9 protein-coding genes and 4 pseudogenes are annotated in these 16,216 nt (G+C 56.4%); 2 read left to right on the top strand and 11 right to left on the bottom strand.

Annotation, left to right across the window (positions count from 1 at the left end):
- Nucleotides 1–30: 30 nt before the first annotated feature.
- Nucleotides 31–984 carry a diiron oxygenase gene (locus ACA048_RS17890; RefSeq protein WP_497629889.1) on the bottom strand — a complete coding sequence of 318 codons (954 nt, stop codon included), beginning with the start codon at nt 982–984 and terminating at the stop codon, nt 31–33.
- Between the two features lie 200 nt (nt 985–1,184).
- Here ACA048_RS17890 and ACA048_RS17885 point away from each other — a divergent pair, with 200 nt between their 5' ends.
- Nucleotides 1,185–2,141 carry an AraC family transcriptional regulator gene (locus tag ACA048_RS17885; protein ID WP_497625614.1) on the top strand — a complete coding sequence of 319 codons (957 nt, stop codon included), beginning with the start codon at nt 1,185–1,187 and terminating at the stop codon, nt 2,139–2,141.
- 305 nt (nt 2,142–2,446) lie between these two features.
- The gene (locus ACA048_RS17880; RefSeq protein ID WP_497625613.1) at nt 2,447–4,081 is read left to right on the top strand and encodes a multiheme c-type cytochrome; all 1,635 of its coding nucleotides are present in this window, start codon (nt 2,447–2,449) and stop codon (nt 4,079–4,081) included.
- A 332-nt stretch (nt 4,082–4,413) separates the two neighbouring features.
- On the opposite strand, the pseudogene ACA048_RS17875 reads toward ACA048_RS17880, so the two are convergent.
- The 10 genes and pseudogenes from ACA048_RS17875 to ACA048_RS17830 all read right to left on the bottom strand — a co-directional run.
- Nucleotides 4,414–5,084: pseudogene (locus ACA048_RS17875) on the bottom strand (transposase); the annotation flags it as partial.
- Nucleotides 5,085–5,097: 13 nt separating this feature from the next.
- Nucleotides 5,098–6,714: a GMC family oxidoreductase gene (locus tag ACA048_RS17870; RefSeq protein ID WP_497625612.1), complete on the bottom strand. Its 1,617-nt coding sequence runs from the start codon at nt 6,712–6,714 to the stop codon at nt 5,098–5,100.
- 211 nt (nt 6,715–6,925) lie between these two features.
- A pseudogene (locus tag ACA048_RS17865) lies at nt 6,926–7,009 on the bottom strand (hypothetical protein); the annotation flags it as partial.
- A 116-nt stretch (nt 7,010–7,125) separates the two neighbouring features.
- On the bottom strand, nt 7,126–9,693 hold the full coding sequence (locus ACA048_RS17860; RefSeq protein ID WP_497625611.1) for an arylsulfatase: 2,568 nt from the start codon (nt 9,691–9,693) through the stop codon (nt 7,126–7,128).
- 275 nt (nt 9,694–9,968) lie between these two features.
- On the bottom strand, nt 9,969–10,310 hold the full coding sequence (locus ACA048_RS17855; protein WP_497625610.1) for a tetratricopeptide repeat protein: 342 nt from the start codon (nt 10,308–10,310) through the stop codon (nt 9,969–9,971).
- 221 nt (nt 10,311–10,531) lie between these two features.
- A pseudogene (locus ACA048_RS17850) lies at nt 10,532–11,758 on the bottom strand (IS3 family transposase).
- 233 nt (nt 11,759–11,991) lie between these two features.
- The gene (gene hdeA, locus ACA048_RS17845) at nt 11,992–12,312 is read right to left on the bottom strand and encodes an acid-activated periplasmic chaperone HdeA (protein WP_497625609.1); all 321 of its coding nucleotides are present in this window, start codon (nt 12,310–12,312) and stop codon (nt 11,992–11,994) included.
- Nucleotides 12,313–12,965: 653 nt separating this feature from the next.
- A pseudogene (locus tag ACA048_RS17840) lies at nt 12,966–13,679 on the bottom strand (MDR/zinc-dependent alcohol dehydrogenase-like family protein); the annotation flags it as partial.
- A gap of 191 nt (nt 13,680–13,870) precedes the next feature.
- Entirely contained in the window at nt 13,871–14,953 is a 1,083-nt protein-coding gene (locus ACA048_RS17835) for a 2OG-Fe(II) oxygenase (RefSeq protein WP_497625608.1), read from the bottom strand.
- A gap of 638 nt (nt 14,954–15,591) precedes the next feature.
- Nucleotides 15,592–15,990 carry a hypothetical protein gene (locus ACA048_RS17830; RefSeq protein ID WP_497625607.1) on the bottom strand — a complete coding sequence of 133 codons (399 nt, stop codon included), beginning with the start codon at nt 15,988–15,990 and terminating at the stop codon, nt 15,592–15,594.
- Between the last annotated feature and the right edge of the window lie 226 nt (nt 15,991–16,216).

Raw genomic sequence — 16,216 nt, 5'->3', positions numbered from 1 at the left:
GCCGACGAGGCGTCGGTCGCGCGCAGTCGATCAATGGCTCATGATGGGTGCCAGTGCGGTCTGAATCCTGGTCATTTGTGCTGGCGTTGTCATACGCGCAAGCAGCCGGCCAAAGTGTGGATGCTGCACGCCCGATACAATGTATTGCCAGCGGTAGGCGCTCAGCACGCAGGCTTTGATTTGCGTTGTCTCATCGACACTGAACGGGCGTGAAACATTGCGAATAAAGTAGTCGGCATCGGATGCCGATTGCGCCTGAAGAATTCCGTCGACGGCCGCCACCAGCGCAATCAGATCGTTCACCGCCTGGTCGCACTCGGCTGGCGAGAGTTTTGCGTGCTCCGTCTTCCACTCCAGTTCATCGAGTACGACGTGCCGGCTTTCATCCTTCCAGTGAAATTTGAAGACATCCTTGAACAGTGGGCACAGCTCCTCGCGCGGCGCGATGCTCTGTACGTAGTGCGCCTGAACAAACAGCTCGATATGACAGGTCAGCGCCAGCACCGACCAAGTGCTGGTCGCCAGTACCGCACGCGCCACGTCGTTGGGATCGGCAACTTGACGATACCCCGCAGGCAAGTGCGAACCCATCATCGTCTCCATGCGCCGAAACAACTCCTGGTGCTTGATCTCGTCGTTGGAAAAGCGCACCAGCGCTTCGAGTGCGAGCTGATTGTCAAAGACATGGGCTCGACCTTGATCGAGCATTTTGGCACTGATAAAACGCTCGACCAGGCCAAAGATATACGCATAGGTCCGGCCCTGAATCTGACTGAGCAGGCGCGCCTCGGCCCCGGCGAGAAAGGTCAGGCGGTCGATCTGCGATAGTCCATCGGGCAAGAATTTGCGCGAGAAGTCGAAACTCCGGTCCTGTAGCAAATCGCGATCGATCTGCCATTCAGCCTTTTTTGATGATCTGACAATTTGCGCATAACGATCGGCGTTGTCTGACTCTGAGCTGAGTAGGGTAGCGACGCTGTTCATAAAAATCTCCTGTTGCCTTGGTCGGGTGAAACGGGGCAATTACGGTTGACGTCGGAGCCAATGACCACAGGTGAAGCATCGGGGGGGATAGCCTCGATCGCTGAGTCCGCGTTGGTGCTAATCTAGGTCTCGCCGTTCAGGCGGTGAATGACCAGTGCGCCGGATTACCTGCTCAGGCGTCCGGAAAAGAGGGCGGGCAAGTGTTGGATGCGCTTTCTGATGTCTTGCGTGTGATTCGGCTGTCTGGAGGAGTCTTCCTCGAGGCAGAATTCACTGCGCCCTGGTGCATCAACGGAAGAATCTCGGCGGATGATTGCAACCCGTTCCTGGCGGCACCTCGGCATATCATTGCGTCGCATTTTGTCGCCGCCGGGCACATGCAATTGCGCATCGATGGTGGTGCCAACATCGACGTTGGGGCAGGCGAACTCGTCCTGCTTCCTCGCAATGACCCCCATACTTTTGGCAGCGACCTGAGCATTGCGCCCATGCCGGCGAGCGAAGTTGTTCAGCCGCCAGAAGTCGGCGGCATTTCACGAATCAAGTACGGTGGGGGCGGCGAGGCCACGCAGCTATTGTGTGGATTCCTCGGCTCTGAAACACCCTTCAGTCCGTTGCTTTCGTCGCTGCCATCCGTATTGAAATTAGACGTTCGCGCGACGGCTTCGGGAGCCTGGATCGAAAGCTCGTTCCGTTTCGCTGTCAGCGAAATCGCGGCGGGACGCGTCGGCTCGACGACGGTCATTGCCAAGCTATCCGAACTGCTATTCGTCGAAGCCGTCAGCCAGTATGTCGCAAGCCTCCCCGTTGAGCGGCGCGGGTGGCTCGCGGGTTTGCGAGATGCGCATATCGGGCGCGCACTGGCGCTACTCCATGCTCGTCCAACCGAGGGCTGGACTGCAGAAGCCCTGGCGCTTGAAGTGGGTATGTCGCGCTCGGTATTCGCGGAGCGATTCACGGCATTGGTCGGACAGCCACCGATGCAATACCTGACGCTCTGGCGTATGCACGTGGCGGCTCAACACCTGCGCGAAGGTCGCGGCAGTGTGGCGCAAATCGGCTTTGCAGTTGGCTACGAATCCGAAGCCGCGTTCAGTCGCGCCTTCAAACGTCAGTTCGGCACGTCACCCGGCACCTGGCGCAGACAATTAGCGTGAGACGGTCCGGTGTCCATACCCCCCCCATTTCGGAGTGAACTCCCCCATTAATGGGTGGTGCTGCTCAGCCGAGTCTCGATTAGCACAAAATTTCAGCCTCTGACCAATGTGTGCGGACCTTCAGGTCGTTGCACATGTTTTGTCACAGTCCTTGCATCGTAATTACCCAGTGAGCTTCTCCGGTTCATTAAAGGTGGAGAGTTGAGAAGCTGTACCTATAACCCTTGGCTTGCAGGATGAAGTACCCCTGTCAACTCAATGGAAGTGCTGCGTTCAGCCTCTGCAACCGTCCTGGGGAAACTCTTATGAACCACCCTGAATATTCGTGTGCGCAGGTAGCGCTGAACGGGTTATCGGCCTTGATTATTCTCTGGACGATGCGCACCGGCCCCTACACGGCCGTATTCAATGTCCCGGCAGGCGTCAAGCTCACTATTGTCGACTTGAGCATTTCGCTGGCAGCCTTTGTCCACAACCTGATCTACCTGTTGATCAGACCTTCCGTTAGTCGTCTTTTGTTCTTTCTAGCCTGCCTGCTTACGGTAACTCTGGTGGCGGCCGACGAACCTCAGGGCAACGACAATCAAAGTAATGAGAAGTGGCTGGAGCCGGCTCGCTCCAGGCTCATGCATGTGAATGGCGGGATGCCGTTCTTTCCGCACCGGGCCAATACTCCCGGCAACCTGGTGTTGAATGTAAAAGACTTCGACAATGCCCAGGTATGTGGCGCCTGCCATACGGAGATTTACAAGCAGTGGCGCTCGTCGATGATGTCCCAAGCCTGGGATGAACCCATCTATCGGGCCTTGCTCACGCGTGCGAGTTCGGCCACCGAGGGGAAGGTCGATAACTTCTGCACCGGATGCCATACCCCGATCGGTCTCACGACCGGGCAGATCAATTCGCAAGTCAACCGCTCCTCGATTGAAGACAGCGAAAAAAATCATCCAATGCCTGGGGTCGATTGCGAGACCTGCCACAACATCAGTTCCCGCACCGGCCTCGATAACGGCGCCTATGTCTTGAGCCCTCGAGCGCACGGTAAACCGACCAAGTTCGGCCCGCGTAAAGATGCCGTTTCGCCTTATCACGACACCGTGTATTCCGCTCTGCACACACGCTCGGACTTTTGCGCCACCTGCCACAACGTCACGCACCCGTTCAGCAGTGTGGCGGTCGAGCGCACCTATGACGAATGGCAGGAGAGTTCCTACAGCTTTAACGATGTAACCTGCCAGAGCTGCCATATGCCGGGTTTTGCGGGTAAGGCCGCGATCATGGGGCCAGACCGTGAGCAGGTCGCCTCGCATTGGTTCAGCGGAGCCAACGCTACGATGCTCAAGCATCTCGGTCAGGAAGAGGGCGCGCAACGCGGGCGCGACATGCTCGCACGCGCGGCGCAAATAAAGTTCGAGCAACTTCCGGCAGCCATCATTCCCGGGCAATACACCTCAGTCGCAGTCAAAGTTTCCAATGTCGGCGCCGGGCACAAGCTGCCGACCGGCTTTCCGGAGGGACGGGAGATATGGATCGATTTCCGGGTGCTGGATGCCAGTGGTCGCGAGCTCTATCGACTGGGTTCAATCAAGGACGGCAAGACCGAGGACAACACGCGAAATTTCAAAGTGCACATAGGCGACAAGGACGGCAATCCGTTGGATGTCGAGGTCTGGAATGCCACGCAAATTCTCTCGGATAACCGCATTCTGCCCAAGGGCTACGATATTCGGGAGTTCTCCTTCCTGGTGCCGGCCGACGCCGTCGGGCCGCTGACCCTGACTGCCGACCTGAACTACTGGCCGTTTTCGCAGAAGCTGGCCGACTACCTGCTCGGCAAGGATAAGTTGCAGGTGGAAATCACCCAGATGGCCAAAGTCACGCAGAGCGTATCCCTGTGGACAAGCCTGCCCGCCGCCGGGCCAGATACTGCGCACTTTTAGCTGCGCAGTGTCGACGTCCAGGCTGGCGCCGATCACTCCCGTAAAGGCTGCTAATTCAAGCTGTCGTGGCCGGCTGCAAGCGACCCAGGCTGTGTGAAAACGCGCTAAATACCTCGAAAACCGAGAGTCGCGAGGGTTGCCTGTGGAATCAGCGGGCGGAAGCGCGAATTACCTTAGTCAGCTACATAGACGTTCGTAATGCCGTTTGGGCCGCGTCAGCGGCCCAAACTGCTACTAACGGGCGAGCAAGCGGCTGGATTTACTCCCTGATCACCTCAAGCAGTCCTGCGATGCCGAAGATGCTCATCATTCGTTTGAGGTTGTAGGCGAGCACATGCAAGGATTTCCAGACCTTTGTAGTAGCCTCGGTCGGCCACCACCGTTAGCGATTCAGCCTCGATTTCTTCACGCGCCTGGTTCGCCATATTGCTCAGTTGCCCACGATCATTACCAACGTTGGTCACCTCATGGGCAATGATCAGATGGTGTTTGTCGTCGACCGCTGTTTGTACGTTGTAGCCAACCGTTCCGGTGCCTCGGCCGCTCGTGGCCATTGAGCGTGCATCTGGATCGGTAAGAGAGATCTGCTGGTCTGGACTGTCGTGGAGCTGCGCCTCGATGTCCTTGGGTTGTTGACGGCTTTGAACTTGCTGCCGTCGATGGCGATGATCGACTGAGAGAAGAGACTGCGGTTGCGGCAAAGCACTACGAACGGGCGGCAGACGCTGCGAATGGCTTTGCCGTTGTCCTTGCGAAAGTCGGCAATGGTTTTGAAGTCCGGGGCTAATCACCGCGTCAGCCACATCAACTCGACGTTGCGCTCGGCCTCGCGTTCTAGCCGGCGGCTGGACTGAATCCGATTGAGATAGCCGTAGATATAGATCTTCAGCAAGATCGCTGGGTGGTAGGCCGGACGCCCCGTGACAGCAAGATCGACGCCCTCAAACCCAAGTGCACCCAGGTCGAGTTCATCGACGAAAACGTCGACCACTCGCACTGGGTTTAACATTCGAAATCTATGTCGCAGCAGGTTTTAACGGCGCTAGATTGCGAATCATGTCAGCGGCTTTCTCCGCAATCATGATGGTCGGAGCATTGGTGTTGCTTCCCACCAGAGTCGGCATAATCGAAGCGTCAACAACGCGCAACCCCTGCATGCCATGAACGCGCAGTTCGGCGTCCACCACTGCCATGTCGTCCTGCCCCATCTTGCAGGTACCGACCGGGTGATACTCAAGGCCGAACTTGTCCTTGATCGCTTGGGCGAGGTCCTCGTCGGACTGTACATCCTTACCAGGAAACAGCTCTTCCTTCCGGTATGGATCGAAGGCCGGGGCGGCCAAAATCTTGCGCACCAGCCGAACCCCGCCGATCAGTGTTTTCATATCATCCGGATGACTGAGGAAGTTGAAGTCGATGATCGGTTGATGGGTCGGATTGGCGCTGGCTAGACTGACTGTGCCACGGCTTTTGGGGCGTATACAGCCCACGTGGCACGAGTAGCCATCGGTTGTCATCAGCTTCAGATCGCGTCCTGAATCGTCGAACAGCAGCGGCAAGGTGCAAAGCTCGATGTCCGGCACAGCGAGGGACGGATCAGTTTTCAGAAAGGCCCCGACTTCGGTGAACGAGGACCGTAGTTTGCCGAGATGGGCGCCGTAATACTCAATACCTTCACCGACCATCTGTAGCACCCCTCCAAGGGAGAGTTGCACGCCGCCGTGGTAATGACTGGTGGTGAGCACCGCAGTATCGGGGTGCTCCTGCAAATTTTTGCCGACCCCTGGCAAGGGATGGACGAGCGGGATGCCATGCATTTTGAGTTCGTCCGGATGCCCGATGCCTGACAGCATCAGCAGTTGCGGTGAGTTGAAGGCACCCGCTGAAACGATGACCTCGCGTTTGGCTTTGATCGTTGCTTGTCCACCCCTGTGCTCAACGGTAACACCGACCGCCCGCTTGCCTTCGCACTCGATACGCACAACGTCGGCACCGGTCATCACCGTCAGATTGTGTCGGCTCATGGCCGGATGCAGATAGGCCACTGCAGTGCTACAGCGCCGACCATTGGCGATGGTGAACTGGAATGCCCCGAAACCTTCATATTGCTCGCCGTTGAAGTCATTGCTCATCGGCATGCCAGCCTGCTCGGCCGCCTCGATGAAGACCTTCGAAATCGTGTAGTTGAGCTCGCTGTCCGACACGGCCAAGGGCCCCTGGTCGCCGTGATACTTGTCGGGACCGCGCTGATTGTGTTCCGCCTTGCGGAAATAGGGCAGCACCTCGTCATAGCTCCAGCCTGGGGAACCCAACGCGGCCCAGCCGTCGTAGTCGGACCGGTGGCCGCGGGTATAGACCATGCCGTTTATCGAACTGGACCCACCAAGGGTTTTGCCACGAGGGCAGAAAAGCGGTTTGCCATGGCGCAGGGCCGGATCCGACTTCGCCTCGTACGACCAATCGTACTTTTTGGTGAACATAAACAAACCGAAAGCGCCCGGTGTGTGGATGAACGTCAGTGCATCTGAAGGCCCGGCCTCAATCACACAGACGCTGATGTCGGGATCCTCCGACAGGCGGTTGGCAAGAACACAGCCGGCCGAACCGGCTCCTACGATGACATAGTCGTACATAGATGCACTCCTGGGTTGTGCTTCTCGCCAGCGATTGGAAATGCCGTGCTTTGTTGACGAACCCCAGCGTCCTCTGAATTTGCCGTCAAAGGTGGTGGTTGCACGCCTCTACACCTACAAATAGCGCTTTCAGCTACCACGATCTCGGCGTCCTATTGCCATGATCTGCCGCGTTATTTCAATGCTATGCGAGACCTGTACTTGATTCGTGGCTCATTACGGTACCTACCCGCGGAAGTATTTTGGTCAGGAAGTGGGTAGCTCCCATCCAATACTTGAGCGTTCCAAGAGGATGCAATCTGCTGTTTGCCGTCCCTGACCGTTTGTCATTCACTGGCCTGTGTGGATGACCGCGCAGGCCAGTGAAATCAGAGGCTGGATCGTTGGCAACGATCCAACGCTCTCCCGAGATTATTTGTCGCTTGCCACCTTCGCTTCAGCTTCCTGCAGCCTCTTCTCGTCCGCGGGTGACAGCTTCGGCCGGTCGATCATAATATTCAGCTTGTTGATCTTGCCGGTGAATGCAAACGGGATCTGGTAGTCCTGGTCATTCACCGGCGTACCGGAGGCCGCGCCGATGTTGAATACAGTGTCCAGAGGTTTGGTGAGCGGAAGGGTGTGCTCCATCCGCTCGGTGGACACAGGTTTGCCATCCACCTTCAACGTCCCAGTCCCGCCAGCACCGATTCCGCTCACGTTGTTGTAGGCCAAGGTGCCGGCACCGAGTCCGTCATATTTGAAGTCGAATACGATCGTGTGCTTGCCCGGTGTCAGTTCAGGCCCCTGCCATTTGGTGCGCTTGAGGCCGAGCAGGTTATAGGTGAACGTGGGTGCACCTTTCACCATGTAGAGCGCGTAACCCCAGAACCGTCCACCTTCGTTGATGATCATGCCCTCGGTACCTGCCTTGGGTACGTCAACCTCGGCGGTGATGGTGTAGGAGCTGTTGAGCAGGTTCGGCATGTTGCCAGCCGGGATATCGGTGATGGTCGCGCCCGAATAGTTGAAGACCGTCCTGCCCGCCGCGAGGCTGGGGCGTGGTGTTATGAACCGCGTTGCCGCCGAGGCATCCAGTGGCAGTACTTGATATTTGGCAAACTCGCCGAACATCAAATCCTTCATTTGCTCAACCTTCACTGGTTGCTGTGCGGCGACGTCGGTGTATTGTGTCCAGTCTTTACTGAGGTCGTAGAGCTCGAATTTGAACGCTGTCGCGGGATCAGTGATTGCTGCGCCGGTCAGGTTCCACGGTGCGCGAAGGGGCACCGCGCTCAACATCCAGCCATCGTTGTACAGACCTTGAGTACCCAGCATCTCGAAATACTGGGTGGTGTGATGCGACTTGGCATCGCGCCCACCGGCGTTGGCGTCGAACGTGTAGGCCATGCTCACACCTTCAAGCGGCTTCTGTGCGATGCCGTCAACCTGGACCGGTGCGGTAATACCGGCAGCTTCCAGTAGCGTTGGCATAATGTCGATGACGTGGTGGAACTGCCAGCGGATACCGCCAACGTCCTTGATATGACCGGGCCATGAAATCGCCGCGCCGTTCTTGGTGCCGCCGAAGTAGGAGGCGATCTGCTTGGTCCACTTGTACGGCGTGTCGAAAGTCCAGGCCCAACCAATGGAGTAATGCGGATAAGTCTGGTTGCTGCCCCAGGCATCGTACATAGGCATTTGCTCGGCCGCAGTCAGATTGATTCCATTGAATGGAAGAAGCTCGTTCCAGGTACCCATTGGCGAGCCTTCAGCCGAAGCACCATTGTCGCCGCTGATGTAAACGATGATCGTGTTGTCGAGCTTGCCCAGGTCTTCCACGGCCTGGACCACGCGACCGATCTCGTTGTCGGTGTAGGCCAGATAGGCTGCGTAGACATCTGCCTCCTTGATGAGCAATTTCTTTTCTTCAGGCGTGTATTGGTCCCACGCCTTGAGCAAGTCCTTCGGCCAGGGTGTCAGCTGGGCATCCGCCGGGATCACCCCCAGCTTTTTCTGGTTGGCAAATATCTGCTCCCGCACGGCCTCGTAGCCCTTGTCAAAGAGGTGCATGGCGCTGATTTTCTCAATCCACTCCGGCGTCGGATGGTGCGGCGAGTGCGTGCCCCCCGGCGCGTAATAGATCATGAATGGAATCGACGGGTCGACGTCGTTGATCTGACTCATCCAGTTGATGGCTTCGTCCGCCATGGCAGTAATGAGATTCCATCCGGGCTTCCCGTCGAAGGGGGTGATCGGCGTGGTATTACGGGTGAGCATCGGTTCCCACTGAGAGCTATCACCGGCGTTGAACCCGTAAAAGTAATCGAACCCCATGCCGGTCGGCCATTGGTTGAACGGTCCGGCCTGGCTGGTCTCGAAAGCGGGTGTGTTGTGGTTCTTGCCGTACCACGAAGTGCGGTAGCCGTTCTCTTGAAGGACTTTGCCTATGGTGGCGCTTTCGGGCCCCATGATGCTGTCGTAGCCTGGAAAGCCGGTTGCAATTTCAGAGATTACACCGAAGCCCACAGAGTGGTGGTTGCGCCCGGTGAGCAACGCCGCTCGCGTCGGGGAGCACAGCGAGGTCGTATGGAAGTTCGTATAGCGAAGGCCATTCTGGGCAATGCGGTCCATGGTCGGCGTCGGGATGACGCCACCGAAGGTCGATGGCGCGCCGAAGCCGACATCATCGGTCATGATGACCAGGATATTCGGCGCACCCTTGGGGGGCACCACGCGGGCCGGCCACGCTGCCTTCGACTGCATGGCATTGAGGTTGATCTGGCCCTGGAACGGAGGAGGTGGCGGCGGCAGGTAGCGGCCATCAATCGTGGTGGTCGCATCGGGCGAACCCGGCTCACCGGTGGTTTGCTCGGCCAAGGCCGGTGTTGTCAGTATGGCTGACAACATACAAGCCAGGATCCCCAACACGAGAGATCCTGATTTCGATGGTCTTGATGCGAAATTCACAGCAAGTGCTAATACCGATGCCGAACGCTTCATTGAAATTCTCCTGAATTCCCGAAATTCCCCTCGCCCCTCGTGGAGCGTAGTCAAGGTCAATAAAGCTGCGTCCACAATCAGCCTGAGGCCGACAAATGGCAGCTTTCAAGCGGGTTGTCGCGTCATCAAGCTGTCAGTTTTTATTGCGGTACCCAATCCGGGTTCAGCAAGCACGACTCCCGGTTTTGTGTCTGAGCTGACCAGTAGCCCGGCAACAAAATTGACGGCTATGTCGACCGTCGCCGTCGTCCCTACAGATGCTGCTGCCCAGTGCCCTAGTGCAACCCTAATTGACGCTTCAGACTGGACAGACGCTGATCCTGCGGAGCAACCGCTTCCAGGCGACGGACGTAGTCGATTGCCGCTTGCCGCTCATTGGCGGATCCATGCAGGTAAACCATCGCATAGAGCAAGTCTGCATCGTCTGGCACCTGGGCCAGGCCCGCTTCCAGTGCCGCCTGTGCCTCTGTACGGCGCTGCATTTTCAGCAACAGCAGACTTTGGTTGTAACGAATACGCGAGTTCCTCGGAAGCTCGATTGCCGCCGTCTCAAACAGCGGCAATGCTTCGTCGGCCTTGTTCCAAATGTCGAGCTCAAAGCCGAGTAGTTGCGTCATGATACGTCCCCAAGCTCTGCAAATTGGCAGGGTGTCTTCGTGTAGTGCGCCCGACCTTATCTGCGAAATAAACGCCCAGTCACTCGGGAAGCTTACGCGTTCAGCGGCTGCTCGGCAGACAATACAATCGCTACCATTCGGGCCCGCTTGTGTCGATTTTAGTTGAGGCGTGGAGGCTTGTTGTTTGGACTGGCCCTGTTAAACCGGACACCTTTACCCCGTTAAATTGATACCGCAGCCAAGCGCCTAAATTCGCGTGGTGAGCGGTATTTCAGCGCGCTGTGCGGATGCTCCTCGTTGTAATGCTCAAAGGCAATCGTCAGGTTACGCAAGGCTGTTTCCCGGTCAGGTTTGGGCATGTGCGCGACGTAGTCGCGCTTGATCGTTTTGACGAAGCTCTCGGCCATGTCGTTGCTCTGCGGGCTGCGTACTGGCGTAGTCACCGGCTGTAAGCCGATCTCTCGGGCAAACAGGCGTGTCTGTTCGGCGATGTAGGCCGAGCCGTTATCGCTGAGCCACTGCACTGGCGTGGTGGGAAGTTGATCGCCGAAACGCTTCTCCACGCTTTCCAGCATCAGGTCACGGATATCGTCGCCGCTGTAACCTGTCGGGCTGGCCACCCAGCCGATGGCTTCGCGGTCGCAGCAGTCCAGGGCGAAGGTCACGCTCAGCTTGGCGCCGTCTTCACAGCGAAACTCAAACCCGTCCGAGCACCAGCGGGTATCGCTGGTGGCGACGGCAAAAACGGCCTTCGTGGCGGCGTGCCACACCGGGTTGTTTAATCCGTCGCTCCAGGAGCAACTGGTGATCGCGCATGACACGATAGACCCGCTTGACGTTGATCGGCGCCTGACTCTGCGTTTCACGCCGATGACGCAGCCCCCCCCACACACACACACACACGGCGGTAGCCATAGCTGGGCAGTTCACTGACTTCAGCCTGAATCTCTTCGACCAAAACGGCATCGTCCAGCACGCGCCGACGTCTGCTTGGCACCGTTTGGGGGTTGAGTCGAACCGTCAATTGGGAGCGCGCTACACCGAGACTTTCACTGATCAGCTCACTGGTCCTCCCCCGGCAACAAGGGTGAGTGCGCAATCTATTTTCGCGAGCGCGCGATCTCCACGGCTTCCTGGAGGATCTCGACCTGCATGGTTTTCTTGCCGAGCATCCGTTGTAACTCACGGATCTGTTTGAGCGCGTCGGCCAACTCAGAAGCTGGCACCACGGCTTCTCCGGCGCTGACGGCCGAGAGACTGCCACTCTGATAGAGCGTGCGCCACTGAAACAGCTGGTTGGCATTAACGCCATTCTGCCGAGCCACCACCGAAACGCTTTGCCCCGGTTGCAGGCTGTCGCGAACCATGGCCAGTTTTTGCTCCGGACTCCAGCAGCGACGCCGCTCCTGGCCCAAAAGCTCCCCATCCTTATCGTTTCTATTAGTCATATACACAGTCGTTTGCCTATCCCTTATGTTAAGTGTTATGGGGGAAACGGTGTCCTGTCTTTCAGGGGGCTCGTCCATTGTTTGTAGTGCAGCAGGTCAGGAGTGGGCTGCCGGAAAATTCTTCCGGGCGCACAACTATCCAAACAAGGGCGCTTCAGCGTCCTTGTTTGATTTCATGTTTTGACACTGCCTGTTAGTAATGTTTTCCACCCTGTCGGTGGAACCCATTGAACTTACATAGCTTTTTTAACTTTTGCCCATTCAGCTTTGAGCTTGGTGATAAAGGATGCCTTTGGTTCCTGGCCACACACCTGAATCAACGCAGGGGTAACGGTAGCGATACTTTCAACATCCACTACCTCATCTTCCACCTTACCCTTGCGGCTCACCACCTCCCCGATACCCACTGCGACTGGCCGGTCAGTTTCAGTTACGTCAAGGAAGTCTTCACAGGTCCACGTTGAAACAGGTTTTTTTCCGGTACTGCCAGCGGCCATGGTCATTGAGCTGGCGGCTAGTAGCAAGGCTGTTATAACAATCAGTTTGCGCTGCATTATTAAATCCTCTGTTAATTGAATAATGAAAACTAGGGAGCATTTTTTTCACGACGCCCAATCAACCATAGACAATCAACCATAGCCACGCAAACTGCTAGTCTGGGCGAAGGAGGATGCGGAGTGTTGAAGTGATTGGATTGGTACAAAGCGGCTGTGAAAGGAAGCCACCGGCAATTTAAGGATCCCCTCAAACCGGGCCTGATATCCGAAGTGGGACATATGCGTTACTGGCACAGTCCTTCACGCACGTAAACTCGACGCTATTCAAAGATGAGTGGAACTCCCCCAGACAATAATAGAGAAGTAGCGGGCGTGAACTTTTGTTGTTCGCTCGACTTGGCCGGGTCGTGCCGGGTATTTCAACGGCTGCCCCCGACCCAGGCTGTGTGAAAAAGTTTTTGAGCGTGTTTAGCAGGCAAAACCGCAATGAAAATTGCGGTCCTATGCAAATTTCAGGTCTGCTTACTAATCAAAGGTCAGCAGATTTTACGTAGCAACGCAGACTTCAAAACCGTGAATGCGTTTTCACACAGCCTGGACCCACAGAACATTGGGCATGTGCAGTTTGGCCCTCATCGCTACTGCTATTTCGCGATGAGGGCCACTTGTCTCGCCTCATGAACCTCACGACTTATCGATTTATGGGTTGTTCAGATTGCACTGAAGGTCTTGTGTGGATCGATGACGAATTTCTTCGGTACACCGGCATCAAACTCGTGGTATCCGTTGGGTGCCTGATCCAGGCTAATGACCTGCACGCCCACCACTTCAGCGATATTGATCCGATCCCACATGATCGCTTGCATGAGCTGTCGGTTGTACTTCATTACTGGAGTCTGGCCGGTGTGGAAGCTGTGGGACTTGGCCCAGCCGAGACCAAAGCGAATACTCAAGCTACCGATTTTTGCCGCCGCATCAACAGCACCAGGATCTTCCGTCACATAGAGACCGGGAATGCCAATCTTGCCAGCCACCCGGACCACGCCCATTAGCGAGTTGAGCACGGTGGCAGGGGCCTCATGCCCGGCCCCCGCATGGCCATGTCCACGCGCCTCAAAGCCGACCGCATCTACCGCACAGTCGACTTCAGGCTCCCCAGGCAGGGCCGCAATCTGCTCGTGCAGCGGAGTGTCTTGCGACAGATCGGCGATTTCGAATCCTTGAGCCTTGGCATGCACCAGGCGTACAGGATTGACGTCGCCCACAATTGCCACTGCCGCTCCCAGCATCCGGACGGAAGCCGCTGCGGCCAGACCGACCGGGCCTGCCCCGGCGATATACACCGTGCTACCAGGTCCTACGCCTGCTGTGACCGTCCCGTGATAACCGGTGGGCAGGATGTCGGAAAGGCAAGTCAGGTCGCGATGACCTGGGCCTTGAAGGACTTGGAATAGGAACGGCGTTCTTGTGGCATGGGCGTCCGCTTAAAAAGGCTAAAAATGGTGTCCACTTAAAACTTAGGTGGACACCATCGCCTCAAGCGACGGTGTCAGGAAGGTGTGTTGGCCGGACGGTTACCTTTTGCCAACGTCTGCTTTGGGTTGTTGAGCACGAGTCAGATGTTAAGAAATGGGAGATTCTCTTCTCGAATGGCGCGAGCAGCATCATCGTATAGAAACGGGAGAAACATATAACGGCGACCTTGGGTTACAGGAGTGGCTTCGTGCAAAAGTGAACACGAAAACACCACGGCCCCTCCTGTTGGCGCGGTGTAAAGCATTTTTCCATACTCGGGAAAATGCAGAGAGCCGCCGTCGTACTCTCCCGTATTAAGAAACAAGGAAACGGCAAAACGGCGATGCACTGTACCCTTCGTTGTGTTATCCCTATGGGGCCGGAAATGCCCGCCTTCCTCGCTGTTGTAGCAGGCCACAAGATAGCGCTCCATTCGAGTGGCATTGAACTGGAACGCTTTATGTAGCTCTGGAAGCAGACGGTTGGCTATACGCAACGAACATGCTTTGGATAGAGCCTCGTCTTCAATAGTGCAGTCACGACGTTGCTTGTGGCCATGGTCGGTGATGTGGACGGTTTTACCCGACTGCTCCACCATAAACCCGGATTCCACTCCGCCACGTTCGTCGTAGTAACTTATTAGTGCTTTACACAGCGTGGGCTCAAATATACGGGGAATTACCAGGACGGGTGCGTGTGGAGTGGCGGCATGTGGTGGCGCCAGTGCGGGTAATCTATCCAGAAAACGCATTAACGAGGGTACATGGTTATCAACTCGCGTCTCTATCGGGACGATGGCCAGGACACGTAACGCAGGATCCAGCACATAGGTCATTTGCCTGATGCTGCCGTCTAACTGCAATGTACCGTAGAGCTTACTAACTGACCGATCGAAGTCCCAGATGAAGCGCACACCAGGTATCGCACTTTCTACCCGCTTCAGCTTTTCATCATCCGGATCTACGGAAACACCAAAGAAGCAGACTTGATCGTCATTGAACCGCTGACGATGGGCCCGAACACCTTCCAGAACTTTAATTGATGCGGGATCAGCCGCAGAACCGAAAAAAGAAAGCACTACATACCGACCGGCAATAGTGTCGAAACAAAAGCGCTCTCTTTGTTGAGTGCGGCAATGGAACCAAGGGGCGGGTTGACCGACTGAAAACGTTGTGGCGCGCATCACAACTCCTTGACGGTAGGCAGTGGATCGCTATTAGGAATAAAGCCAGAAGACTCATGCTGAGCACTGCTTCTTCCCCAAAGGTGCCGCGTGCAGATGGGCTTACGGTGCCGCTCACTGCGATGCCGAAGCAGGAAGAACTCCAAGCACTCGAAGCTTGTAGGTAAAACTAGCTCAGTCTTGTTGAAGCTGCCCAGAGCTATGGCGACTCCTCATTCATGACTTGTATCTCTGGTTCTTCGTAGAGAAAGGTGCGGTCTATCTGAGACACCCAGGGTTCTGGCAATCATCCAAACTAGTCAAGCCCCCATTTGTGGAGAGAGTAGCGGCCCTATTTCACCAGCCGCTTTTGGTAGGGCCTGCTTGCCCTAAGGCGACATGGATTTAACCGGTCGAGAAGGGCCGTTTTTTGGCCGTTTTCTGCCTGTCACGAGGGGCTGAAAACCACCCATTGCGAACGATCAGACTTCACTTGGGAAGCGCTGAACAAACATCCGATTCTGCCTCGTCGACGTATTCCGCCTGATTTCTACAACCTAGTGGGCGAGCACTGCTATTTCGGGCCGGTTTGAGTCCTGGTTTTGCAGGTTGGCGGAGTATCGCCCGTGTTGCGGGCGGATTGATTCCGTGGCTTTGCACTAGCGACGATAGTAGCGTTGATCGTCCTCGTAGCGTTGCCGCATGGCCCGATCTTGGTGGCGCTCCCAATCACGATGGCGTTCAGCTTCTTGGCGGGCTTGCTCTCTACGCCACTTGTCTCTACGCCAGTCGTCTCGGCGCCAATCGTCTCTATGGTCGTGCCAACGGCCGTCGTGCCAGTATCGATCGTCATGGGCAAGCAACGGACCTGGCTGCTTGGCGGCCATACTAGCCAAGGTCGGCCAAGGGTTACCGGCGGCCTGGACAGGAGCCTGAACGGCTGTGACTTCAGTTGCGAAAACAGAGGTTGAGGTCTTCATCTGTGTTGCTGATGCCGAGCCCACTGCCGCGAACGCGAACAGGCCGAAGAGCACCATCCGTGGGTCTTGGAATTTCATGAGCGAAGACAACCTCTGATTGACAATTGGACGTGGGGCCATCTGGTTGCGGGGAAGCCTGCGGGTTCGCGCTTACCCAGCGGATGTGCCTATCCACATAGACCGATAAATAGGGAAAAGTTCTAGGGGGCCGCTGTTTAAATAGCCAACGGCTTCAGTGTTCGCCACTTTGAGGTTTACTATCTCGATGTCCGTCGGATTGCCAAGAAGCGGCTTGGGCTTGAAT

The sequence above is a fragment of the Pseudomonas sp. LBUM1659 genome, from assembly GCF_059716045.1.
Note: the sequence above shows the minus strand (reverse complement) of the source record. Positions and strands in the feature narration are given on the sequence as shown.

Bases quoted from the DNA above. Each gene is read 5' to 3' on its own strand.
- ACA048_RS17890 (WP_497629889.1), bottom strand. From the start codon at position 984: ATGAACAGCGTCGCTACCCTACTCAGCTCAGAGTCAGACAACGCCGAT.
- ACA048_RS17880 (WP_497625613.1), top strand. From the start codon at position 2,447: ATGAACCACCCTGAATATTCGTGTGCGCAGGTAGCGCTGAACGGGTTA.
- ACA048_RS17870 (WP_497625612.1), bottom strand. From the start codon at position 6,714: ATGTACGACTATGTCATCGTAGGAGCCGGTTCGGCCGGCTGTGTTCTT.
- ACA048_RS17860 (WP_497625611.1), bottom strand. From the start codon at position 9,693: ATGAAGCGTTCGGCATCGGTATTAGCACTTGCTGTGAATTTCGCATCA.
- ACA048_RS17855 (WP_497625610.1), bottom strand. From the start codon at position 10,310: ATGACGCAACTACTCGGCTTTGAGCTCGACATTTGGAACAAGGCCGAC.
- hdeA (WP_497625609.1), bottom strand. From the start codon at position 12,312: ATGCAGCGCAAACTGATTGTTATAACAGCCTTGCTACTAGCCGCCAGC.
- ACA048_RS17835 (WP_497625608.1), bottom strand. From the start codon at position 14,953: ATGCGCGCCACAACGTTTTCAGTCGGTCAACCCGCCCCTTGGTTCCAT.
- ACA048_RS17830 (WP_497625607.1), bottom strand. From the start codon at position 15,990: ATGAAATTCCAAGACCCACGGATGGTGCTCTTCGGCCTGTTCGCGTTC.